Annotated in this window: 29 protein-coding genes; 12 read left to right on the top strand and 17 right to left on the bottom strand. The window is 61.6% G+C overall.

Annotated features, from left to right (window positions below; translation table 11 throughout):
* Nucleotides 1-60: 60 nt before the first annotated feature.
* Together V6S67_RS18335 and V6S67_RS18340 are read left to right on the top strand one after the other, a co-directional pair.
* Entirely contained in the window at nt 61-225 is a 165-nt protein-coding gene (locus V6S67_RS18335; protein WP_334211769.1) for a hypothetical protein, read from the top strand.
* A gap of 88 nt (nt 226-313) precedes the next feature.
* A complete protein-coding gene (locus tag V6S67_RS18340) occupies nt 314-1,150 on the top strand; it encodes an alpha/beta fold hydrolase (protein ID WP_334211770.1) in 837 nt (278 codons plus the stop codon).
* A 113-nt stretch (nt 1,151-1,263) separates the two neighbouring features.
* Here V6S67_RS18340 and V6S67_RS18345 read toward each other — a convergent pair whose 3' ends face one another.
* The 6 genes from V6S67_RS18345 to V6S67_RS18370 all read right to left on the bottom strand — a co-directional run bounded on the left by V6S67_RS18345 (nt 1,264) and on the right by V6S67_RS18370 (nt 5,475).
* Nucleotides 1,264-1,746 (bottom strand): MarR family winged helix-turn-helix transcriptional regulator, encoded by a 483-nt coding sequence (locus V6S67_RS18345; protein ID WP_334211771.1) that lies wholly within the window; start codon nt 1,744-1,746, stop codon nt 1,264-1,266.
* Nucleotides 1,747-2,083: 337 nt separating this feature from the next.
* Nucleotides 2,084-2,584: a GNAT family N-acetyltransferase gene (locus tag V6S67_RS18350; RefSeq protein ID WP_334211772.1), complete on the bottom strand. Its 501-nt coding sequence runs from the start codon at nt 2,582-2,584 to the stop codon at nt 2,084-2,086.
* A gap of 138 nt (nt 2,585-2,722) precedes the next feature.
* Complete coding sequence (locus V6S67_RS18355) at nt 2,723-2,941, bottom strand: hypothetical protein (RefSeq protein ID WP_334211773.1); 219 nt, start codon at nt 2,939-2,941, stop codon at nt 2,723-2,725.
* Between the two features lie 285 nt (nt 2,942-3,226).
* Entirely contained in the window at nt 3,227-3,598 is a 372-nt protein-coding gene (locus V6S67_RS18360; RefSeq protein ID WP_334211774.1) for a hypothetical protein, read from the bottom strand.
* Between the two features lie 285 nt (nt 3,599-3,883).
* Nucleotides 3,884-4,981 (bottom strand): cation diffusion facilitator family transporter, encoded by a 1,098-nt coding sequence (locus V6S67_RS18365; protein WP_334211775.1) that lies wholly within the window; start codon nt 4,979-4,981, stop codon nt 3,884-3,886.
* On the bottom strand, nt 4,978-5,475 hold the full coding sequence (locus V6S67_RS18370) for a transporter substrate-binding domain-containing protein (RefSeq protein WP_334211776.1): 498 nt from the start codon (nt 5,473-5,475) through the stop codon (nt 4,978-4,980). Before V6S67_RS18370 ends, V6S67_RS18365 begins: the two co-directional genes overlap by 4 nt.
* A gap of 210 nt (nt 5,476-5,685) precedes the next feature.
* Between V6S67_RS18370 and V6S67_RS18375 the strand changes: the two genes are divergently transcribed.
* The 3 genes from V6S67_RS18375 (at nt 5,686) to V6S67_RS18385 (ending at nt 6,931) form a co-directional block, all read left to right on the top strand.
* Nucleotides 5,686-5,961, top strand: coding sequence for a hypothetical protein (locus tag V6S67_RS18375; RefSeq protein WP_334211777.1), 276 nt, complete (start codon nt 5,686-5,688; stop codon nt 5,959-5,961).
* 103 nt (nt 5,962-6,064) lie between these two features.
* Nucleotides 6,065-6,241: a CsbD family protein gene (locus tag V6S67_RS18380; protein ID WP_334211816.1), complete on the top strand. Its 177-nt coding sequence runs from the start codon at nt 6,065-6,067 to the stop codon at nt 6,239-6,241.
* 489 nt (nt 6,242-6,730) lie between these two features.
* Nucleotides 6,731-6,931 (top strand): hypothetical protein, encoded by a 201-nt coding sequence (locus V6S67_RS18385; RefSeq protein WP_334211778.1) that lies wholly within the window; start codon nt 6,731-6,733, stop codon nt 6,929-6,931.
* 125 nt (nt 6,932-7,056) lie between these two features.
* On the opposite strand, the gene V6S67_RS18390 is transcribed toward V6S67_RS18385, so the two are convergent.
* On the bottom strand, nt 7,057-7,545 hold the full coding sequence (locus tag V6S67_RS18390) for a hypothetical protein (protein ID WP_334211779.1): 489 nt from the start codon (nt 7,543-7,545) through the stop codon (nt 7,057-7,059).
* Between the two features lie 355 nt (nt 7,546-7,900).
* Here V6S67_RS18390 and V6S67_RS18395 point away from each other — a divergent pair, with 355 nt between their 5' ends.
* Complete coding sequence (locus V6S67_RS18395) at nt 7,901-8,077, top strand: YegP family protein (protein WP_334211780.1); 177 nt, start codon at nt 7,901-7,903, stop codon at nt 8,075-8,077.
* Nucleotides 8,078-8,494: 417 nt separating this feature from the next.
* Here V6S67_RS18395 and V6S67_RS18400 read toward each other — a convergent pair whose 3' ends face one another.
* Together V6S67_RS18400 and V6S67_RS18405 are read right to left on the bottom strand one after the other, a co-directional pair.
* Nucleotides 8,495-8,623: a hypothetical protein gene (locus tag V6S67_RS18400; protein ID WP_334211781.1), complete on the bottom strand. Its 129-nt coding sequence runs from the start codon at nt 8,621-8,623 to the stop codon at nt 8,495-8,497.
* 217 nt (nt 8,624-8,840) lie between these two features.
* Nucleotides 8,841-9,641, bottom strand: a complete 801-nt coding sequence (locus V6S67_RS18405) for a GAF domain-containing protein (RefSeq protein ID WP_334211782.1) — start codon at nt 9,639-9,641, stop codon at nt 8,841-8,843.
* Nucleotides 9,642-9,998: 357 nt separating this feature from the next.
* Between V6S67_RS18405 and V6S67_RS18410 the strand changes: the two genes are divergently transcribed.
* A complete protein-coding gene (locus tag V6S67_RS18410) occupies nt 9,999-10,841 on the top strand; it encodes a GAF and ANTAR domain-containing protein (protein ID WP_334211783.1) in 843 nt (280 codons plus the stop codon).
* On the opposite strand, the gene V6S67_RS20020 is transcribed toward V6S67_RS18410, so the two are convergent.
* Nucleotides 10,838-11,281: a LamG domain-containing protein gene (locus V6S67_RS20020; protein ID WP_442884904.1), complete on the bottom strand. Its 444-nt coding sequence runs from the start codon at nt 11,279-11,281 to the stop codon at nt 10,838-10,840. The two genes, V6S67_RS18410 and V6S67_RS20020, sit on opposite strands and share 4 nt — an antisense overlap.
* A gap of 105 nt (nt 11,282-11,386) precedes the next feature.
* Here V6S67_RS20020 and V6S67_RS20025 point away from each other — a divergent pair, with 105 nt between their 5' ends.
* The 3 genes from V6S67_RS20025 to V6S67_RS18425 all read left to right on the top strand — a co-directional run bounded on the left by V6S67_RS20025 (nt 11,387) and on the right by V6S67_RS18425 (nt 13,132).
* Nucleotides 11,387-11,680, top strand: coding sequence for an ANTAR domain-containing protein (locus tag V6S67_RS20025; RefSeq protein WP_442884914.1), 294 nt, complete (start codon nt 11,387-11,389; stop codon nt 11,678-11,680).
* 318 nt (nt 11,681-11,998) lie between these two features.
* Nucleotides 11,999-12,475 (top strand): DUF7793 family protein, encoded by a 477-nt coding sequence (locus V6S67_RS18420; protein WP_334211785.1) that lies wholly within the window; start codon nt 11,999-12,001, stop codon nt 12,473-12,475.
* A 93-nt stretch (nt 12,476-12,568) separates the two neighbouring features.
* Nucleotides 12,569-13,132: a GNAT family N-acetyltransferase gene (locus V6S67_RS18425; protein ID WP_334211786.1), complete on the top strand. Its 564-nt coding sequence runs from the start codon at nt 12,569-12,571 to the stop codon at nt 13,130-13,132.
* A gap of 274 nt (nt 13,133-13,406) precedes the next feature.
* Here V6S67_RS18425 and V6S67_RS18430 read toward each other — a convergent pair whose 3' ends face one another.
* From V6S67_RS18430 to V6S67_RS18455, 6 genes are all read right to left on the bottom strand, one after another.
* Entirely contained in the window at nt 13,407-13,820 is a 414-nt protein-coding gene (locus V6S67_RS18430; RefSeq protein ID WP_148601735.1) for an ASCH domain-containing protein, read from the bottom strand.
* A gap of 520 nt (nt 13,821-14,340) precedes the next feature.
* The gene (locus V6S67_RS18435) at nt 14,341-15,123 is read right to left on the bottom strand and encodes an alpha/beta fold hydrolase (RefSeq protein WP_334211787.1); all 783 of its coding nucleotides are present in this window, start codon (nt 15,121-15,123) and stop codon (nt 14,341-14,343) included.
* Between the two features lie 130 nt (nt 15,124-15,253).
* Nucleotides 15,254-15,409: a hypothetical protein gene (locus tag V6S67_RS18440; RefSeq protein ID WP_334211788.1), complete on the bottom strand. Its 156-nt coding sequence runs from the start codon at nt 15,407-15,409 to the stop codon at nt 15,254-15,256.
* Between the two features lie 65 nt (nt 15,410-15,474).
* On the bottom strand, nt 15,475-16,533 hold the full coding sequence (locus V6S67_RS18445; protein WP_334211789.1) for a hypothetical protein: 1,059 nt from the start codon (nt 16,531-16,533) through the stop codon (nt 15,475-15,477).
* Nucleotides 16,534-17,022: 489 nt separating this feature from the next.
* Nucleotides 17,023-17,778, bottom strand: a complete 756-nt coding sequence (locus tag V6S67_RS18450) for a hypothetical protein (protein WP_334211790.1) — start codon at nt 17,776-17,778, stop codon at nt 17,023-17,025.
* Between the two features lie 102 nt (nt 17,779-17,880).
* A complete protein-coding gene (locus V6S67_RS18455; RefSeq protein ID WP_334211791.1) occupies nt 17,881-18,783 on the bottom strand; it encodes a MerR family transcriptional regulator in 903 nt (300 codons plus the stop codon).
* 156 nt (nt 18,784-18,939) lie between these two features.
* Here V6S67_RS18455 and V6S67_RS18460 point away from each other — a divergent pair, with 156 nt between their 5' ends.
* Together V6S67_RS18460 and V6S67_RS18465 are read left to right on the top strand one after the other, a co-directional pair.
* A complete protein-coding gene (locus V6S67_RS18460) occupies nt 18,940-19,290 on the top strand; it encodes a hypothetical protein (RefSeq protein WP_334211792.1) in 351 nt (116 codons plus the stop codon).
* Nucleotides 19,291-19,370: 80 nt separating this feature from the next.
* Nucleotides 19,371-20,093 (top strand): AAA family ATPase, encoded by a 723-nt coding sequence (locus V6S67_RS18465; RefSeq protein ID WP_334211793.1) that lies wholly within the window; start codon nt 19,371-19,373, stop codon nt 20,091-20,093.
* A 406-nt stretch (nt 20,094-20,499) separates the two neighbouring features.
* Here the strand turns inward: V6S67_RS18465 and V6S67_RS18470 are convergent, their stop codons facing one another.
* Nucleotides 20,500-21,072 (bottom strand): hypothetical protein, encoded by a 573-nt coding sequence (locus V6S67_RS18470; protein WP_019483742.1) that lies wholly within the window; start codon nt 21,070-21,072, stop codon nt 20,500-20,502.
* Nucleotides 21,073-21,293 lie beyond the last annotated feature (221 nt).

Genomic DNA, 21,293 nt, shown 5'->3' on the forward strand with positions numbered 1-21,293 from the left:
TCGGACCTTGGGCCGGCTGCACCAACCACCCATGTGGTCGGTGGGCCCTGCGGTACTTCGGTGCAATCCACGTCACGGTTCGGTGACAGCACAACCGGCAACGAGGCCAAGAACCTGCGGCGGGCGATCGGCGGGAAACGCCTGCACGCACTGCCCTACCGTGCAGGATTCGACGTGTTGGAGAGCACCACCCATCCAATAGACAGCGTGCTGACGAATATCTAGTGTTTGATCAGGTATGCAGGGACGCGCCAGCGCGCGTGTTCACCAACCTCATCAGCTTCATCAACGGACCGACACTGGAGGTACACCCATGACGGAGATTACTGCTCACCACGGATTGTTCAAGGACACCAACCTGCACGTCGACGATACCGGTGGCACCGGCCGCCCAGTAGTTCTCATCCATGGATGGCCGCTGTCAGGGGAAGCGTTCAAGGCGCAGGTCCCTGCGCTGCAGGCTGCGGGTTACCGGGTCATCACCTATGACCGGCGCGGTTTCGGCCGCAGCGACAAGCCCAGAACCGGTTACACGTACGACACGCTCACCGAGGACCTGCACGCCCTGCTTGAGCAACTGAGCCTCACCGACGTCACCTTGGTCGGGTTCTCCATGGGCGGCGGGGAGGTAGCCCGCTACTTCTCCAAGTACGGCACCGAGCGACTGCGCAGCGTCGTGTTCGCCTCGGCCGTGCCGCCATTCATGATGCAAGCCGACGACAACCCAGACGGGCCATTGACGAAGGACGCAGCGGCGAAAATGACCGCCGACCTGACCAAAGATCAGGACTTGTTCTACGACGGATTCACCACCGAGTTCTTCTCCGTCAACGGACAGCTCAAGGTCACCGAAGCCCAGCGTCAGGAAGCCCTCGAACTGTGTAAGCAGTCCGACAAGAAAGCGGCGCTGGCGTGCATGGAAGCTTTCGGGTCCACCGACTTCCGGGACGACTTGCTCAAAGTCACGGTCCCGGCACTGATCCTGCACGGTGACGGGGACGCAACGGTCCCCTTCGAAGGCTCAGGGCAGCGCACCCACGCCACCCTGCTCGGCAGCGACCTGCACGTCATCGCCGGCGCACCCCACGGCTGCAACGTCAGCCACCCCGACGAATGGAACCAGGCCCTGATCACCTTCCTCGCAAAGTAGGCCGGTCCGTCTAGTCTCGGAGGCACCCTGATGGGTCGAGGCCATCAGGGTGCTGTCGCGTTGCCGGCCTGCCGCCGAGGCCCCCTTGTATCGTCTGTGTAGGGGAACTCGGGTTACCAGGGGTCGTTGGTGTAGGTCTCGTTGAGTTTGCTGAGCAAAGTGCTCAACTCCCTGATATCGGGGCTGTTCCAGTCGGCCATGAGTGCCCGGAAAGCCTGACGTCTGGCCTTTTGAACGCCAAGGATTTTCCGTTTCCCGGCGGGCGTGAGCGTGATGAAGTGGGCTCTGCGATCGGTGGAGTCAGGGCGGCGTTCGATGAGCTCCAGTTTTACCAGTGCCGTTATCTGCCTGCTTACTGAGGGTTTACCGATTCCTATGCTTACGGCAATGGCGGTCATGCGCAGTGGCCCTTTTTGTGAGAGAAGGGCGAGGATCCCGTAGGCTGCCGGTTCCATGCCGGGGTGGATACGGTGCGCCAGTTCATGGGAAACAGATCGCTCGCGTCTCCACAATTCACTGGTGTGTTGCTCCAGGGCTTTGATGGCTGCCTGGAAACCTTCGGCTGGGCTCGGGATGTCCGGGGAAGGCTTTGTCATACCCGTCATCGTAGGTTCTTGAGTTCCTCCACCCTGGCTGGATGAGGTTCAGTGCGGGTTCGATGACGGGCCGTGCCTACGGGCGGCCCGCAAGGGCTACACCGTGCACATTCCGGGATTCCTGATCGATACCCGGTTCCCTGAGTACCGGGAAGCAATTGCTCACCACGGGACAGGGCTTCTACTCCACCAAGGCCTACGCCTTCACGGACAAGAGCATCGAGGTCGTGAAAGTTTCGCTCGGGATGCCTCGCGATCGTTGCGGCTCGCTGTGCGTATGGCGACCTTGAGTGAGACCGCTAAGCACCGCAAGACAGCGATGGAGTCCCGCATCTGGTCACGCAAATGTCAGTGACCAGCGCTGCGGCCCGTTGTCGGAGCATGAGGAAAGCGGCGTGAAGCCAAAAAGGACTGAGTGGGCGGCGACTGTGTGTCCAGCGGGTACGACGACGTGTAGGGCCTGAATGTTGGGAGCGGCCCGGGCGGTGTCCATGGCTATGCGGAGGGCGGCCTTTCCATAGCCCTGACGGCGGCGTTTGGGATCTATGGCGAGGCCTACACACACGATCCCGGGATGAACGGCTCGTGACGTGAAGGTGATGAGTCCTACGATGCGCTGGTGCTCGTAGTCGAGGATCAACCGGGCGGAATTGTCCTTGGCGCGCTGCGCGATTCCGCCGGCTGATTGCGACGTGTATGCGTAAAGCGCATCCTGAGGGCATTCCTGAGGTTCGGGGCTTGAGCAGAACGCTTTGCATTCGGTGGAAGCGAAATAGTCCGGCAGCGTTTGACCGACGAACGACTGGGCCGCCCTCACATTTCCCTGTGCCAAAGCCATGGTGGCTCCACGGCCCAGGGGAAGCAGGGTTGTGTCTTCTGCTTCAAGAGCAGGAGAGAACCAGGGCGAATCGGAAGAGAAGATGCGATTACCTCCCCTTCCGGCATGATTTTCCGACATCGTGCTGCAATGAAACAGCTACTTCGAGGGTTTGATGCGTACTGGTTGGGCGTTGAGGGTCCCGGTCAACAGTGCGTATGCTTCGGCGAAGTCTCGGGCCTGGGCGGCACTGACAGTGGCAATCTTCGTCAGCAGGTGCAATTCAGCGGCGTACTTTGCCTCGTTGTAAGCCCTGGTTTCCTCCTCGCCGCGTCCAGGATCCTGTGAGTCCTTGTCGTCCGAGTGATCCTTCGCCATAGTGTTACACCCCTTGATAATCGGCTGGACATTCGTCCAGCAACTGGTCGTTCGGTTTACTGTACTGCTGGCCACGTATATTGCTTCTGGGCTCCTGTCAGCCTGCCCGACTTGTACTGAAGAAGGGCCCCCTGTCACAGCTGGTTTTCATTCTCGTGGAGGCGGAGGCGGAGGCGGAGGCGCAGGGAAGTGGCTAATGGTGCTAACCGGTTAGGGCGGGAATTTTGCGGCAGATCACAAGCCAGCTATGACAACAACCCACTCACCTGCTTGATGCTGGTCGTCTTACCGTGGCGGGTCGGCATCATTCTGATAGCCAGTCTCGTCCGGATGATCCGCAGCCTGCGCTGTGTCCGGCTGAGAGGGAACATCGTCCATGTCCATCGGGTGATCCGCACGCGGTGAGGGCTTGCGGTCCTCTAATCCACCGTCCCTGGTGCGGACGTCCTCAGGATGCTGAGATGCGCCGAACGCGTCAGCATCGACCATGCCCGAGAAGGCGGCGATGAAATCTTCCGGTGGTGCTGCAGAAGAATCACCGTCAGCGGACGAGCCATCGGAAGGGATAGTCGGGGAGTCAGGCGGAATAATTCCTGCGTCGCGGGCTGCTGCCTCATCCGAGAACGGCCACCCTTGAGAATCATCGTTGGACGACATGTCGTATTTGCCTTTCCGAATCAGTGTGCTTAGCGAACCTAGTGGATAAGGCTAGCAACATTCCGAAATCTCTTGGGGCAGGGCATCGCTGGCTCAGCTCCCACTTTCGCCTCTACGCCCCTCATAGGAGCTCAACGCAGGGGTGCAAAGTGGACAGCCGGGTTACCCACAGGTGGACGGCTTTGAGCTGGACCGCAAGGGCTCCACCCGCCCCCAAATGGATAACCCGAACGATTGACGCCCACCGGGGACGTGATGCTGGGAAACGTCCTTAAGTACTCAGGATCAGCGTTCCCCGCCTGTTGAGGTGATTCCTGGCAGGAACTCCGCGGGTAGTTCGGCGACAGGAATGATCACCATGTCCTGAATCTTCCAGTCCATCCCGACGCAGGTACCGCGTGCCTCCTCCAAAACCTGCAATGACGGTAGGTTCCCGGCAGCGGGAACAATGAAGGACTCGACGTGGAACACGTGGCCCTCGTCCCGGACGCGGGAACGAGCGGCACTCACCCAATGAAGGTCCTGCAGGTAGTCGTCGATGCTGTGGAAAAGAGGGTCGGGCGCGGAACCGTCATAGGTGGTGGCACGGGCATCCATCAGCCCCGCCACCGCGCCACGAAGGTTCTTGATCCCGTCGCGCAGGATACTGACGGAAATCACCAGGGCGGCCACAGCGTCGGCCCACCACCACCCGATGCCGATGCCGGCCACGCCGACGGCTGCTGCCAGGGCTGTCATCCAGTCGGCCTTGTTCATGTCGGCATCGGCGTACAGGACCTTGTCGTGCAGGGCCTTGGCGAGCTTCATCTTCACCCGACCGAGATACACCGGCGGGGCTGCGGTCAGGAGCATCGCGATGATCATGAGCCAGCCCAGCCAGAACGTCTGACCGAACAGTTCGATGCCGCCGATGGTGGGGTGCTCCCCGGTGATCAGTCCCAACCCGGAGTCGACGATCAAATACCCACCCATCACTGTCAGGGCGACCGCGGCCACTAGGTGTGCGACCCCGACAGCGCGGTGGTACCCGTAGGGGTGCCGCTCGGAGGGGCGGCGGCGGATGATCCGGGTCGCAACCAGGAACGCGATCGGGGGCAGGAAGGAGAGCAGGTCCTCGATCCAGGCGGCTTTCATCGCTTGAGAGTTTCCCAGCACCAGGTAGACCATGCCGGTCGACACGGTCAGGAAAGCCAGGGTGATCCACTCGAACTTCACGCCTCTGCGCAGGGCCTGTTCCTGCTCGGCAGGCAGCCTTGTGTGCCCGAACCGTGCCTGGGTCCCTCCGTTGCCGCCGTTTCCACTCTTTCCGGTGTTTTCGTCATTCCCACGGTCCCGGCCGTCTTGGGGGTGTCCGTGTTCGGGATCTTTCCTGCGGGCGGTCATGATGTTGGTTCCTGCTCGAGCAGGAACGTATCGAGTTCCAGAAGGAACGCGTTCTCGCCCAAGGGCACGAGCATCACGTGTTTCTCCGTTTTTCCCTGTTCATCGGTGCTCTCGGTGTAGGGGCGGGTCATCCCAGCATCCGTTGACCACGGAGTGTCATCGGTGATGCCGCCGATAACGAGGTCCACGTCACCATCCTTCAGGCTCTTGACGAGCTCCTGTTCGCTGCCGGAGATCCAGCGAGGCTCCGTGCCCAGAGACTCGGCAAAGCCCCGGACAAGGTCCGGCTCGCTACCGGTAGGATTCTGGTCCTGCTCCAGGCGCACCCATTCGCCGTTGTCGGTCACTCCGACCCGCATCGTCCGCCCGGACACGCGCTCAAGAGCCCCATCAGGATCAGATGGCACGGACACCCCACAACCGGCAAGCACCCCACAGCACAGCAACCCCACCAAAAGCCCGGAAACACGCGTGTACTGCCCGTTGCTACCCATGCCCTGCCCTCCACACTGCCCGCGTAGTCCTCATCGTCAACCTACAGCTTGGGCAACCGTGAGCGTTTACCCGGCCTTGGGGGCAGCGCTAGGTTGAAAGCCCCTGATGTGGTGGAGAACCCGGCAACGGGCTTGTCATCGCGCAGGGTCTCTGTACGATCCCGGCTAGAAGGGTCGCGGACGAAGCGCCCCGTGCAAGGAGAGATACGCATGGCGCAGAACCTCAATCAACCCATCACTGATGACAGCATCAAGGTACGCCAGCTCAGCCATTACCAGTTCAGCTGGGTGGCCGATGAGCCAGGACAACCCGGATCATGGACGCTTCAACTCGTCCTCGATCAGGGGGCATGGGAAGAAGTGCTCACCATTGATGCTGACGATGCGGACAACCTGCAGGACCTCCTCTCCACCGCGGAGACGGTGTACTACGACGTGCAACGCCGGACCCTGATGTTCGGAACCACGCCTGCAGGCCACCACTAACCCAAGCACCGGCTCGTGACCTCGCCGCAGTAGAGGGCGGGCAATGGCACCAACAAATGACATCAAACGACATCATATGACATCAAACGACAGGGAGACCAACGTGGGACTGGACGACAAGATTGGCAACGCCGCGGACAAGCTCGGCGGCAAAGGCAAAGAAGCAGCCGGCAACGCAACAGGAGACCGTGACCTGCAGGCCGAGGGTCAGGGCGACCAGGCCAAGGGCGACGTGAAGCAGGCCGGCGAAAAGCTCAAGGACGCATTCAAGAAAGACTGATCAAAGGCATAGCAGCGCAGCAGTAGAGAAGGCGCGTCGCCGGTGCCGCGGTGTGGTGAGTGGGGCCACCGCAGCGCGGCACCGCCCTCTTGGGGCTGCCACACTGAACTATGGAACAACACAGCGCATCTGCCCTTGATCCTGCGCCAGCCGCCGATCAAACCGGGATGGATGACAGGGGTGTTCGTCGTCGCCCGTCTCCGTAGCCCGAGTCCAACAGCCGCGACAGCAGCTGACAACAGTTGACGGTTCAGGCTGTGAACACACAACTATGCCGACACGGACTGCCCTTTCCACACACCCTTATGAGCTGAGACCCATCAGTTGAGCTGGTCGTCGTACAGCAGGACGCGTAAGGTCAAGAGCCCGGTCGGGGCGCGGCAGCCCAAGGGTTTGCGGCCTCCTGAGCCCGGGATGAACCTGACGCTACGAAAGCCCAGGCCAGCAGCACAGCAAACGGGTATCGAATAATTCTCGAGAGGGCACGGCATGGAACCGACGCAGATTGAGAAGTGGTGGCCACGTGTCGACACTGATGTGAAGCAGTGGCTGAGGGAACACCAGGGCTCCACGGACATTCCAGAACATGTTCAAGCCGGAATCGTTGACGCCGGCGGGCCAGCTGGAGCCCGCCTTTTGGCAGACGATGATTGGCAGTTCATCCGCACCCAATCCGAGGCCGTGGATTGACGCCACCGTAAGAACCGGGTTTGCCGGTGGTGGTCTTCATGCCGTGGCCTGACGATCACCAGCTTCTCGTGCCACATGCAAGTACTCACCAGGGCCGCAGCCCTCGCCTATATCTCACCAGGGTGTCAGGAAGAGGAGAATCGTCCCGTGATGGTGGTCAGCATGATGTGGGCGAGCTGGTCCTGTTGTGTCTTTGCGCGGTCCTTCAGGCGTTGCATCTCGGCTGCCCTGATTCGGTCATCATTACGCGATAGCTCAAGCAGGGAAACCCACAGGTTCTCTTTGCCGTGAACAGCTGATTGCAGGGCTTCAAGCTCGAGTTGGCCGGCAATGCCGCGGTTTTTTCTCAGCGGGTTCAGCGGACCTGCCTTGCTGACCTGGGCGCCGAACCATTTCACAGCAGCCTTCACTGGTCCTTGGCTGTATCCCAGCTGATGCACCAGTTTCACCAGATCCTCCCGATCAGCGGCAATGTCGCTCCGCAGCCCGGAGAAAGTGGCCTTGAAGGGCGTGTTGCTCCACGTCCGTTCCGCCGAGATGAACAGTTGCACTCCTGACTCAGCGGCTATCAGGTGGTCTTCGAGATATGCAGACAGCCGGTCATCGTTGATCATGCATTCATCATCCAACACTCAGAAGAGTGCGAATATTCTGGGAGTGGCGGTCTTTTCGACGGCTTCTTGGCACTAGGGGCTGACTTCCTCACTTTGATGGCGAGCATGTGTGGGTACACCTCAGATGCCTGATGCAGGATGCATGGTGGACGCGATTCGCTGATTGGGTGCGGCTGTGGCACCTGGATGGATGCGCGCGCTGAAAGTAATGGTTGCCGACAGGAACGGTAACGGGTCAGATGGAAGAGACAGCGAAAGCTACCCAGTACGCGACTCCTCGATGAGGGGAGTTCGATCAGGGAGAACGCACCTGATTCAGGTAAGGGGCGCCGCTGCATGACCGCAGGAGGCAGCTATGGCAGGACGGTTCGAGATCTACCGTGACGACAACCACTTTCGGTTCCGTCTCACAGGAGATGATGGCGCCACCCTTGTTACCAGTGAGCCCTTCGACGACAAGGACACTACAGTCGCTGGTATCAACGGTATCCGGGACTGCGCTGCCTCGGCGCTCATCGCCGACCTCAGCTAATCAGGACCGAGGTACAACCATCTCGCGTACCCCCATGCTCAGTGTCAGACCGCTCTTCTTCACCAGCTGCTCGCACCTACCTGTGGGTAGCAAAGTAGTTGATGAAACGGGTACCCCTGATCGGGGCGATCCTCGGCGGTAAAGCCGGCATGCACTTCCACCGCAAAGCCGACCAGGTCGGCATCGACCACCAGGCCGGCCTCAACGGCTAACCCGACCAGGCAGTAACCGCAGTAACGGCGAGGGCGCCCCTGATGGAAGGGGCGCCCTCGCTCCTTGTCCCAGAATGATGCACCGAACCGTTGTATCAGGACCGAGATGCAGCAGGGTCGATGGGGGCGAGCTTTCAGGTGTCTGCAAAGAAAGACCGGGCCACCCTACTGGGTGGCCCGGTCTCGGTCGTGACGACGGTGTGTTCTACTTCTGGTCGCCGTCCTTGTGCCCGTCGAGGGCTTCCTTTGCCTTGTCCTTGCCCTGGTCAACCTTGTCCGGGTTGTCCTGTGCGTAGTCCTTGGCCTTGTCTGCCATTCCGCCTAGATCTGCCATAGATGGTGTCCTCTCGCGATCGGGCCCGAGACCCTTGCCTGCAGTCCCGGTCTGACCCGCCCATCCTGCACCCGGTCGTCGCACTAACTCCAGCCCAGCCGGGTCCCCGCACCTGACCAATATTCAGCCGACAGATGCGGTACCCTCACATGCCCGGGAGCGGGCATCACTGGCTTCCGGCATGCGTCCTTCCTTGCCGGGCTCGATCGGCTTTGTCCTACACGCCTTTGGGGTCATCTGGTGTGGTGTTGATTTCCTGTTCGGCGATGGTGGCCAGGTCACGCAGCGACTGCTCATCCTCGGCCGAGAAGTCGCGGGGGTTCTGGTCGATGACGCATAAGGTTCCAACGGTCCACCCGCGCAGGCCTCGGAGTGGGTAGCCGGCGTAGAAGCGGATGTAGGGCTCTCCCAGGACCAAAGGGTTGGACTTGAAGCGGGGATCCGTCCGGGCGTCAGTGACAATAAGCGGGCCGGCGTTGCGAATCGTAGCATTGCAGAACGAAATCTCCCGCGGCATGTCCTGGGATACGTTTCCCACCATGGACTTGAGGAACTGCCGGTGATCATCGATCAGGGCGACGGTCGCTGTGCTGACCCCAAATTGTTCCCTGGCCTGACGGGTAATCCGATCAAAGCGCTCCTCACCCGGTGTGTCCAGCAGGTGCGTGCGCGTCACCGCGCCCAAGCGCTCCTCTTCGGCTTCGGCAGGTGAGAGTAGAAACGATCCGGCGGCGCCGAGCATCCGCCGGGCATTACCGTCATGGCTTTGCGCTTGAGCCTCGGCACTGCAAGGCACCCGCAGTGCCGAGTAAGCTTCCTCGAGGAGCTCGTTGGCGGCCGTCGCCAGGATGTCGCGGTCGAACACGGACACGTCGAACAGGGCGTTGAGGTAAGCGTCGACTTCAAGCTGCGACAAATCACCGCCCAACCCGAAATAGCTGACCCACAGTTCCTCCACGGGAAGGCCCGCTTGAATGAGCGCGGCGCGCGTCGGATCCTGGTGCGTACGCTGGTCCACAATGAACGTCCGATGATGAGGTGAAGGGGCCTGACCACGGCGACACCAGGAAAGGTTAGGCTCCCGGAACCACTAGTAATCAGCTTGCTTACTAGTTCACGGTACCGCGCCTGCCCTGACCACAAAAAGGACATGTCAGCAGTTGCATCCGGACTAAAATCGACAGTGCACAGGATCTACAGGACGCACGGCAGCTATCCTGCCAGCTCGTCGGTGACTCTCCTGATTCTTTCTTACAGTGCGGGTCCCGGTCAGAGCGACCCGTTGCGGTGGGCTTCAGGGCGGCGAAACGAGGGTTCAGACACTTGGTTGTGACGTCGTCCTGGGTTCGTTTGGTGAGGCTCCTAGACTGACGGTATGGAACAAGGTATGGGTGGCACGTCAGCTGCAGAGAGGCTGCAGCGATTACTGCTCACCTCGGGCACCCTGGACATTTTCCTCGAGGGTTTCGCCAGTCACACTGTGACCCTCCTTGAGGGTCAGGTCGACGTGTTGTGCGGAGTGACGTTGAAGCAGCAGAAGCAGGCACTTACGGTTGCCAGTAGCAGCCCCGAAGCCAAAGCCCTCGATGAGGTGCAGTACGGCTACGGCGACGGCCCATGCCTCAACGCCATCAGGACCGGCACCACCATCATCGTCCAGGACACCCGCACGGACGGGCGGTGGCCGGAGTACTTCGACGCCATCACTGCCCAGGGCTTTCACTCCGTACTCGGCGTTCCCATCCTCACCGGCACTGGCGAATACACCGGCGACAGTGGTGGCAGTGGTGACAGGGCTGGGAAACGCGATAGCGACGGTATTGGCAAGCGCGATAAGAGTGGTGGTAAGGGTGGAGGCAAGGACAGCGCCGAGGGTGTTGCCGTGGACCTGTACGCACGTAAACCTCACGCGTTCACCCCTGAATTGATTGAACAGGTTGAAGCGTATGCGGCCGAGGCCACGCTGACCCTTCAACTGGCCCTGCGTCTGGCTGCCCATGAAAGGACGGCAGCCCATTTGAGGGCCGCGATGGAATCACGCACCAACATCGATATCGCGATCGGCATCATCATCGCTCAGAACCGGTGCACGCCCGACACGGCCATCAGCATCCTGCAACGTGCCTCCAACGGGCAGAACATCAAGCTACGCGTTCTGGCCGAGCAGATCGTTGCATCTCTGGCCAGCACGCCGGCGCCAACCCACTTCACCGACTAACCGGGTCGAGCCCTAACTGATCGGCAACACCCCGGACCAACCTGGATGAGGTCGGTCCGGTCAGAGCCGAGTGGTAGGCGGCGCTGAGCGTCTTGCCCCTCTTGTCGGGCGTTGTAGTGCGCGGCTACCTGTGTGGCGGACAGGGCCTGGGTGTAGATAGCGGTTTCGTCGAGGGTGCCGGCGAAGTAGTTGCTGGTGGGTGGGGAGGGCCATCGTGGCAGGGTTCCGGCCCCGATCTGCCCGTACCCGCTGTAGGGTTCGGCGTCGCGGTACCTGGTGTCGGAGGCGACGAGGAGACCGTCGACGTAAAGGGTCATACCTGCGCTGGAGAGGGTCGCGACGACGTGATGCCATGCTCCGTCGTTGTAGGGGCGCGGGCCGAAGATGTACCGGACGGCGCCCGGGTAGATGCCGAAGACAATGCGACCATCATTGATCATGTAGAGGTGCCGGTCGTTCTGGGCGGCGTTCAGACTGGTGCCGTCTCTGACGGGCGATCAGCGGACAAGAACCAGACCGATTCACGAGGAGAGCGGGGCGGCACCATGGCGGAAAGTGTGGAGTCGGGTCCTGATCGGTATGTAGACCCGATAGGACAGCGGATAGATAATCTTGTGGCTGCCCTGCGCCGGGAGGTCGACAAGGTTGAACAGCTGGGCGAAGCTCTCACCAGCAGGGATGTTATCGGTCAGGCCAAGGGGATTTTGATGGAGCGATTCGAGATTGTCGAGGATGAGGCGTTCGCGATGCTGCAGGACACCAGCAACCGGACGAATGTGAAGCTCCACGATGTGGCTCGCCGGCTCGTGCGGGAGCGAGTGATTAACTGGCATTCTTAGGCGCTCATAGACCACATGACGGTGCAAGGGAGCTATGTCACGTTCCGATGTGTGGTCCTCGGGCTGAAGCAGAAGGTCCACTGGAAGGGACTCGAAGACTGGTGTCTAGCAGCGGGCAGGGTCTGGTAGTCCGGTGAAGGGTTGCAGGGCTGCGGGAACGCGCGGGCCCTGCACCCCTTCGCTGTGCCACGATGAGGCTCGGATCAGTGCTCCTACCTGTGGGTAGGATGAGGAATCCTTTAAGGTCTGGCTGGTCTCGGAGCAGGGGTTGCATCGACAAGGGATGAAGTCCCTGCCCGATCCTGCCCCGGAGAGCCCATGACCAGCGTCAGCGCATCCACCACCAATGCCGAGGACTACAGGATCGTGCGTTTGGACCGGTGCGCGGTCTTCGTGTCCATGGCCCGCCCAATGTCCATCACGGAGCAGGACGCCTTACAGATCCTGCACAACAGTTTCGAACTCACCCAGCACCGCCAATACGCCGTCCTGGTCGATGTGGGCCTGGTCAATGATGTAACGCCTGCGGCACGCCGGGTGTTCTCCTCGGCCCGGAACATCCTGGTCGCTGCGATGCTCGGCAGCAGCTCCATGGACCGTGTGCTCGCGGCTCCGTACGAGCATGCCGTTTACCCGTCGGAGTACTTCACCGACAAGGACGAAGCCCTCCTGTGGCTGCGCCTGATGCACGACCGCCTCTGCCAGGACCCGGTCAAACACACGCTGAGCCTGACAATCGACCTGGACCCCTTTAGGCCCCGCCCCCAGTCGGCATCCTCCTATTCCAGTAACTAGCTCCGTGGCCTTAGGCACTAAGCAAGCTTTCCTTTAGGGTTGACGTTAGGGCCCTGCCCGGGGTCTGGGACTACTTTCGTGAAGGTGTTCGTCATGACTATCGCCCCGCTTGCGCCCACCGATTTTTTGACACCAACCATCGATGCTGTTCTGCCGGCTGGGTGGGACAGTGATCAGTCACTGGTATCCCGGGACCTCTCCGACGTGTCCACCCGCGAGCTCCGAGTGCTGTGTAACCAGCTATACAGGTCGCTGGACATGGACTTTCCGCCCTATGGGGCGCAGGAGGACTACGCTATGGTCGCCGAAGAGCTTGAGCAGCGGGAAGCCCGTGCACGGCAACGAATTGAACCGGCCGCGCCCGTCAGTGCGCCACGCGAGACGTTCCGGGACAATCCCTTGGGCTCACGGTTCGAGTTCTTTCATGACGGAGTGATGTCCGGGTACGTGAAATACGACCTGCGAGCAGGGCACATCTGGCTCCTGGAAACGGTGGTGACCGAACCCTACCGAGGCCGAGGACTTGAGTCGGTCCTCATCCGGGAGGCTCTGCTGAACGCCCACCAGCGCCGCCTCAAAGCCATCCCGTACTGCCCGCATGCACAAGCTTTCCTCACCGCAAACCCACAGTTCACCACACTGATTCCCACAAGCTAAACGACTACTCAACGTCAGAACCCCCCGGGTGCATCAGTTGTGGATGCACGGACGCCTACGAATGGACGCGGTCTTCACTTATCTCGCCCACTACACAGCCGACGTTGTTTCCGTAGAAGGCTGATCCTGCGGAACTTGTTACTCAGCCATAGAGCGCTGCGAAACACACGCCATTTACCGCTGTGAGTCACACTTATCGGCCGATCTCAAAGGACCCACACATCCGAAGCGTCCCGGAAGCGGATCGTCTTACGGGGTGGTTGCTTCGCAGTTTCTAGTTGACGAGCTGAAAGCGTTCGAGAATCACTGCAGTCTCATCGCGGACCGTAAACGCAGGGTCCGTTAGGTAAGAGCGCATCTCTTCACCGTGCCAGTACTGCTCGTGATCTACACGCCACTGAGCGACGGTGATATGCCCCTCTCCCTCATCAATGACATGGCGGAGTGGTACCTGATCCAATCTCGCTTGGTCGACCTGCACTGTTTCGATGATGGCGACAGGCTGTCCCGCCGAATCAATCACTGCCTGCCTCCTTCCCACTGCTGGTAGCGGATCACCTTCGACGGCGTACTCCACAAGCAGCGATGTCGTCGTGGTCTTTGTACCCGACAGGATGGACGCGACCAGCGAGTCTCGAAGCGGCCCTGGGAACCCGAACTCGGCGTTAGGTAGCGGTGGCTCAGTCATGCTCCCACTCTCGCACTTCACTAGACCAGGCTTCACCTCACGCTGGAACGACCCGGACGCTTCGACTACGGGACGGCGTTGGTGGGCTACCCCGCCAACGAGGCTTCAAGAAGCCCGCCATGTTAAGGAAAAGTCACAGGGTAGCACCGTGCTCGACGAGCACGAGCGCCGATAACGAAGGTTTTTGCTACATGTGCTGTCATACCTCGTCGCCGACCGTGAATCGCAGCGATGGCGCAGTGCTCGACCAGTTGGGGTGTCTTGTAAAGCTTTAGGTTTTCGAGACGCCGGGAAGCGTTTTGTTACATGCTCAGGCCGTTGCAACATGGGTCTTGCCCGCATGTTCCCGATGGACTCCGGGGGGGCGGTCGATCGGGACCTTCTCTTGCACTGGAGTGGCCGCTATGAGGAAATGGTCCCTGACCCGACGAGCCGTAGAGCGCTGTGCCTGCCAGAGATAGAGCTTCCGCACAAAGGGGGGAGCGATTCTTGAGGCCAGTGAGGGGCGATAAGTTACGACCTAGGCCGCGATGACGGATCGTACGACCGTGCGTGAGACGGCGAGCACTTCCCGCTCGTGGCTGAGGTGGACCTCGTGTACGGCGCCGGGCCACGACACCAGGGGTGTGTCGAGGGCAGCCGCTACTCGCTGGTGCGCGCGCCGCAGGGAAGATCCGGGTCTGCGGTCTGCGGTCACGACAGCTGCTGGTACCAGGGGAAGCTGCGTCGCAGTGAAGCTCTGCGCGATGCGTTCGAGGCCGGTGGCGGCTGCGCTGAGTCGTGGGAGGTCGACGTCGGCAATGGTGAGAGCAGCGGCTCGCGCCGCTGGAGTCATGGAATGGCGTGTCGCCGAACGGGTGGCGCTGCTGCGCAGCAGTGCCCTGAGGGCCCGGCCGAGGCCCGGCGCTTTCGAGAGTGCCGCTGTTACCGAGGCTGTTCGCTCCACCTGCCTCGCGAGCTTCACATCGTTGACGGGTGTCGGATCGAGTAGTACGAGCCCGGCGACGTCCTCGGGATGATCGCGGGCCAGTAGCATTGCGACAGCACCGCCGAGGCTCTGACCGATCACGACGACGGGTCCGACGGACAGACCGGTGAGCACGGTGTGGATCGCGTCGGTTGCGTCGGCCAGTCCGCCGCCGACCTCTGATGCTGCGGTGCCCGGCCGGTCGTAGAGGATGACGCGGCAGCCCGGTTCAGCGATCAGCCCCTCGACCAGCCCTGGGAAGAACCCGTCGACGGCTTCGCCCCCACCCGGAAGTAGGAGCACGGCCTGCCCGCCTTCACCCAGCACCTGAAGCATGCGGTCAGCCTAGCCGGGACGACTCCCGCGCACGACCGGCCCGGAAACGGCCGCCGACACCTCGCCGGCGGCCACTTCGATGCGGAGCGCCGACGAGAACGACTTCCGCAACAATTCGCTCGACGGTCCCTCACGGTGCACGGCGCACGGTACTTGATTGGATGGGTGGCTTGAGTCCGAGCGGGACGATGAGCGCGCCGCGAAGACCTTGTTCCTCACCGAGGAATCCGAGCACGGGTGGGCCGATGAGGAACGAGATGTAGCCGAGGGTCGCCACGAAGGACACGCGTGCTGCGCGATCAGTGCCGGAGGCACCTGCTGCGCTAAGTGCGACGGGCCGCTGTGCCCCTATTACTTCAGGGGCACAGCGAAGAAGGCTGGGAGGAATTCGTCTTTGAACAGGGCGATCCCGTCGTCGGTGATCCCTGACGGGAGGTCGTTGGGGACCTCGTGAAACTGGGGTGTCATCTGGTCCGGGAACTTCAGGTAGCCGGTTCGGCCGTCGGAGCTGGTCCCGTACACATCGCCCGAGTTGGAGATGACGGAGGGACGGAAGTCGAAGGCAGGATCGATCTGCTGCTGTTCTCCCGTGGAGAGGTTCACGATCCAGCGCGACTCGACGTTCTGACTGTCATTCCATCGCATGAGGACGAGCTGCCCGTTGGGGCTACTGGCGCTGTCGTAGCTGTGGAGGTCCCCTCCAACGAAGGCGCAGCCGTTGAGGGCGCCTTGGAAGGCGATTGGCTCCCCGGTGTGCAGGTCGAAGGACTCGCAGGCGTCATCGGCTTTCTGCACGGTCATGAACGTCGGACCGAACCAGACGGAGCCATTGGTGGGTCGGTCGGCAAAAGGCGTCGACCAGTCGCGGGTGCCGATCGTCGCTCCGGCCTGCGGGTCCGTGGACTTCGGTGAGCGGAAGATGTCGACTCCGTCGATCCTGGCCAGCCAAGTCTGGCCTTCAAACTCCGGGATCGGCTCGAGCGTCGCGGTCTCCGGGTTCAACACCCGGACATAGTCGGTGTTCTGCGCGTTCACTTTCGGGTCCTGATGCATGGCCAGGCTGCCATCGGTGGCGGTGAAGGCCACGGCGCTGTCCACGTCGCCGGCTGCGACAGGCCGAACCGCGGTGACGTTCTCCTCAACAGGGGTTGCTCGACCCGATGAATCTATGACGATGAGTTGGGCAACTGGTTTGCCTGCGTCTTGGGGGGAGGCCGGCTCCAGTGGCACGCCGATCTGGTACCAGACGAAGAACTCCTTACCGTTCTGCAGGACCCGGTAGAGGGAGGGTTCGGCGCGTTGCTCGGGGTCAAGGCCCAATGAGGGGGATTGATAGATGATGTCACCGCTTCCATTAGTCACGGCCAAAATCTGGTCGCCACCGGGCACCTTCGCCGTGTAGGCGGCCACAGTGCTGGTGATCTCCGATCCCTCGGCGAGGAGCCCGGCACGCCAGCCAGCACCGCCGGCCCAGGGTGCTGGGAGCACACCGCTGGTGTAGTCCGCGGGGTCAAGGAACGCCAGTGGCTTCCCAAGAGACGGCAGAGCAGCAGGAGGCGTAGTCGCTGCCGCGCTGGGTGAGGGTGCCTGCGTCGAAGAAGCAGCTGTAGGATTCTCGGGCTGTGTCGCGTCGGGCGACGCCGAAGGCGTACCCGGGATACTGCCGCTCGCTACTGGAGTGCTCGAGGTGGAGGTTTCCGCAGCAGGCTCACCACTGCCGCATGCGGATGCCGACAATGCTAAGGCAAGTGCCATGGTCCCGGTCATCACGAAGCTCTTCATCTTCGGCTGCATTGGTCCCCTACGTCGCACCTTTGGTTACCTTCCCAAACTATCGGACGAAGAGTTAGAGTGCCCGATGACCATCCTCAAGCGGATAACTGTGATTCGGAGAGCTCGTCAGGATTTCTGAATCCAGCTTGTGAGTAGGAGTGCATCGGGGTGGACAGGAGCGAGTGCCGAAGCCGTCTCGGGAGTGATGACGCGGACAAGCACATATGACCTGAACTGGCCGGCTGAGTTCATGCCCTGGCCGAAGGAGAGGAGGTCGGCCCCGACTTTATCTCCCATGACCCATTCATCGATCATCTCGAGGTCTTGCGCCGTCCATTCGACGTCGACGATAGCCAGTGCATTGCCGAGAACCCGCGCGAGTGCCTTCTCGACCGCAGCTGAATCCGTTGTGCACGCCACACCGATCCATCCATCACTGAGCTTGTGAGCAGAGTAGAACAGCAGCTTTTCATGGCCCAAGCCTCGGGTGAGCTCGAAGACGGCTGGCGCCACAACCTCCTCCTTCGTAAATCGGCCATCAGGGACGAGGTCCGAGTCGATTTGGTCACCGAAGGGCTCGGGCATCTCGATGGGGTCGACGAGTTCAACGACGTGCGAGTCCCGGATAGTGTCATCAGCCCAGATTCCTCGTACAGTGACCAGCGTGTCAGAGGCGAGCTCAGGGTCAAGGTCAGTGCCAACGCTGATGTCCCCCGCATCTTCTAGGAACTTGCCGTAGAGGCCACGACCGACCGCACCAAGCCGCACTATCCCGCCGCTGCTGACGAGTTTCCCGGTAGCGAAGACCTCATCACCGATCGAAACAGGTCGGGTTGCTCCTGCGCTGATATCCCTACTCGCCAGCATCTTCGCCCCGTTCACTCATGCCCTCAAGGTACTCGCGGCCCTTCTTGCGGTCGATAACCGATCCCCTCGGGGCTCGTTCCGCTCGAGGATCCCTATGCGGACATCTTTGGGCCTCATCTAGGGCGTCGGCTCCGGCGCCTCGGGTGCTCCGAGTTGCACCGCTAACTCCATGCAGCGGAGGCGGGCCGGGGAGAAGTCGTAGGGCATGCTCTGGATGACTTCCGCCGCGCTCCTGACGCGGGAGCCTTCTGGCGGCTTGGGGCCGGGCGCTGCGTCGGCGTCCTCGGGCGGGTGCAGCTTTTCCCAGGCGTCAAAGAGTGCGTTCTCCTTCTCCACCTGGCCGGACTCCTCGATGACGCGCATCAGCGCGGTTTCGAAAGTGCGCCGTTCGGCCGCCACCTGCGCCACGCGTGGGTCGTCGACGGCGACAGTGTCGTCCAGGGCCGCCTCGGCGGCGTCGATCCGGTCGGACTCCGCCCGCAGGGCCGGATCGGCGGCCAGAGCGAGGAAGCGGCCGGCCTGGACGGCGGCGCCGAGCGGACCGAAGATCCGTTCGGTGACCAGCAGGACGTCCAGGTCGTCCTGGCGTAGCGAGCCCTCGGGTGCGCCCTCGAGGCGGCCGGAAACTATACCGTCGAGCAGTCCCAGTCGACTGCCGAGCGTCTGCATGCGTTGCACCGAGGCGCGCTTTCGCTGCAACTCGGCCTCCTGAGCGGCGAGGGTGTCCTCCAGTCGAGCGAGGACGCCTGCCATCTCGTCCTCGCCGTCGCCACCGCCCGGTGCGGCGCCGTCGAAGGCGTCGCGGATATCGTCGAGAGCGATCCCGGCGTCGGCCACGCGTCGGATCCAGAGCAGCCGGATGATTTCCTCGTAGCCGTATCGGCGGCCGTCGCCGCCCCGCTCCCGCTCGGGAAGCAATCCGACCTGGTGGTAGTGGCGGATCGCCCGGGGAGTGATACCGACGAACGCAGCAGCGTCACCGATCAGGACCTGTCGGGGTGGGGCCTGAAACGGGTGCATGGCGGACCTTTCGGAGCGGAGCGGAACGGGACGTGCTTCGAGCAGACCACATGACCCTGCGGCAGGTGCAAACCCGATCTCACGAGGCGGACGCTCCTGGACCGTTCCACAGGGGATGGATCAGCGGACCCTGTGTAGGCCCTCTACGATCGGAGGATGATTCCTGAAGCGTGGGCGGCGTACTACCGGCAGGACGACGGGGAGTTACTTGGGTATCTCGTTCCTGACGGTGACTCGTTCCTGCCAGTGACCGTCTTCGGGTACGAACTCGGGGAGCCTGTCGATGAATACGATGCGTCCTACGTCCTGGAAAGCATTGGCCTGAGCTATCTGGCCGACACGTGGGCGTTGTCCATCGCGGACCGTAGTGAGCCGATCAGCGTGCAGATCGTCGAGGCGAGCCCCGAGGCCTTGAAGGTGAAGAGCGTGGACTACGGGTGGGAGCAGGACTACGGCACGATTATCGAGCTACCCGTACCGGAACCGGGCCGACTACGCAGGCGCTGAGGCTTGAATCAATCCCATCGCGGATCCCGGTGACGGATCCTAGACCGGACGTTGTACCCGGTGGCTGACACACTGAGCGAATGGCCTTCGATCGTTTCCCAATCCGAAGACTGACCGAGCACCCCGCCCATACCCTTGACCGTCGGACCTGGCCGGCGACCTTGGCACCGGTGACGACGATCCTTGATCACGGACTCGATCTTGGTCCAGCAACCGTCCTGGTCGGTGAGAACGGATCCGGGAAGTCCACGATCATCGAGGCGATCGCGTTGGCTTATGGGCTGTCTCCCGAGGGAGGGTCGACCGGAGCACAGCACCGGACGCGTTCCACAGAGTCAGTTCTAGCGGATCATCTTCAACTGGTCCGCAACGCCGGCACCACCCGTCGCGGGTACTTCCTGAGGGCGGAAACCATGCACGGGTTCTTCACGTACCTTGAGTCACATCCGAGCACGAACGGCCCGGACGTTCCTTTTCATGAGATGTCCCACGGTGAGTCGTTCCTCGAGCTAGTGGTCGACCGGTTCCGAGGCTCAGGTCTTTGGGTCCTTGATGAGCCGGAATCCGCCCTGTCGTTCTCCGGTTGTCTGGCCTTGCTCGGCGTGCTGAAAGAACTCGTCGCGTCCGGGAAGTCCCAGGTGATTCTCTCCACCCACTCACCCCTCCTGGCGGCCCTGCCCGGCGCCCGGATCTACGAAGTTGGCAGCTGGGGTTTACGTCCTCAACGGTGGAAGGACCTCGAACTAGTCACGAGTTGGCAAGCTTTCCTCAGTTCACCCGAGCGCTATCTCAGGCACCTCTAGCCCCACCCCAAAGCACACGCCAACCAGATCGACGCAACACACAGTGACGGATCAGCTTGCAGGCGTCATGGAGCAATCACGGCACGAGCTCTCGTGCCATCCCAGAAAGTTTCAGGTTTTCAAGACGCGCTGAAAGCCCTAGTCATCGTGAGTGAAAGGACAGTGCGCCGTGAATGTGGGTGACGGAACGTAGCTTGCCAACACAAGCCATGGCACACGACGCGCCGTCTCAAGCGCTGCAGTTCTCATGTGTCTCGTAGATGGTCGTTCGCGGACGCTGGCCGCGAATTGCTCCGTATGAGCGTAAAGATCTGGATCCGCGGCTCTGGATGAATGAATTCCTCGGTGCCTCAACAGGGACGCCCTTCGCGTGGCTCTGTGCGCAGCAGTTTCGATGGCTTCGCCACTATCCGGTGACCAGAGCTTTGAGGAGGGCGGCTGCCAGGCATAGTGCGGCCAGGGCCAAGCCCAGGATGAAGGTCTGAGGAACTACCCGTTCGCTTCGAAGATGTGCTACTACCCATCCCAGGCTGCCCAGTCGGACGACTGTGATGAGGATTGCCAGTTGCAGCGCAAACTCCGGGTCAATCCAGCCCACCAGTGCGGCGGTCATGAGAAGTGCGGGGCCGACCGCGGCTGATGCTATCGGTACTGCATGCCACGCCTCACGTTTGAGGTGCGACGTGGTTGCTTGGTCGGGTGCCGCTACCCGGATTCCGACGTGTTCGGCCAGCACGTGTGCGATGAAGGTTGAAGCGCCAGTGCCGATGATGTAGGTCAGAGCTTTGAAGGTGAGTAGGTCCTGTGGGTACAACGCGATAAGCGCAGCAAGGATCAGAATGTCCCCGTACACGAAAGCTGTGATCCTGCCCGAGGCGTCTTCCCTGCTGAGCGGCCGCTTCGAACGCAGGTGGAAAAGCTGATAGACCGAATCCCGGACAAAACGATATGTAGACCTCTTCAGGTGGTCCTGGTTCACAAACTGCTTCGCTCTCTCGTGTGTGGTGTCACGCGTGTGTCGACGCGATCGCCGAACGTCAGTGCACCGGAACCCGCCCTGCGTCGTCTGCCGTGCAGAAAGGGTTGTGGAAGACGCGATGGACGCATATCGCGTGGTCTCGCTGTTGATCTCCAGAATCCTGCCAAAGGCAGTGATGTAGAAGCGCAGCGGGTGCGACAGGTCTGAGGACAGATGAGTTA

The sequence above is a fragment of the Arthrobacter sp. Soc17.1.1.1 genome, assembly GCF_036867195.1.
Lineage (GTDB): Bacteria > Actinomycetota > Actinomycetes > Actinomycetales > Micrococcaceae > Arthrobacter_D.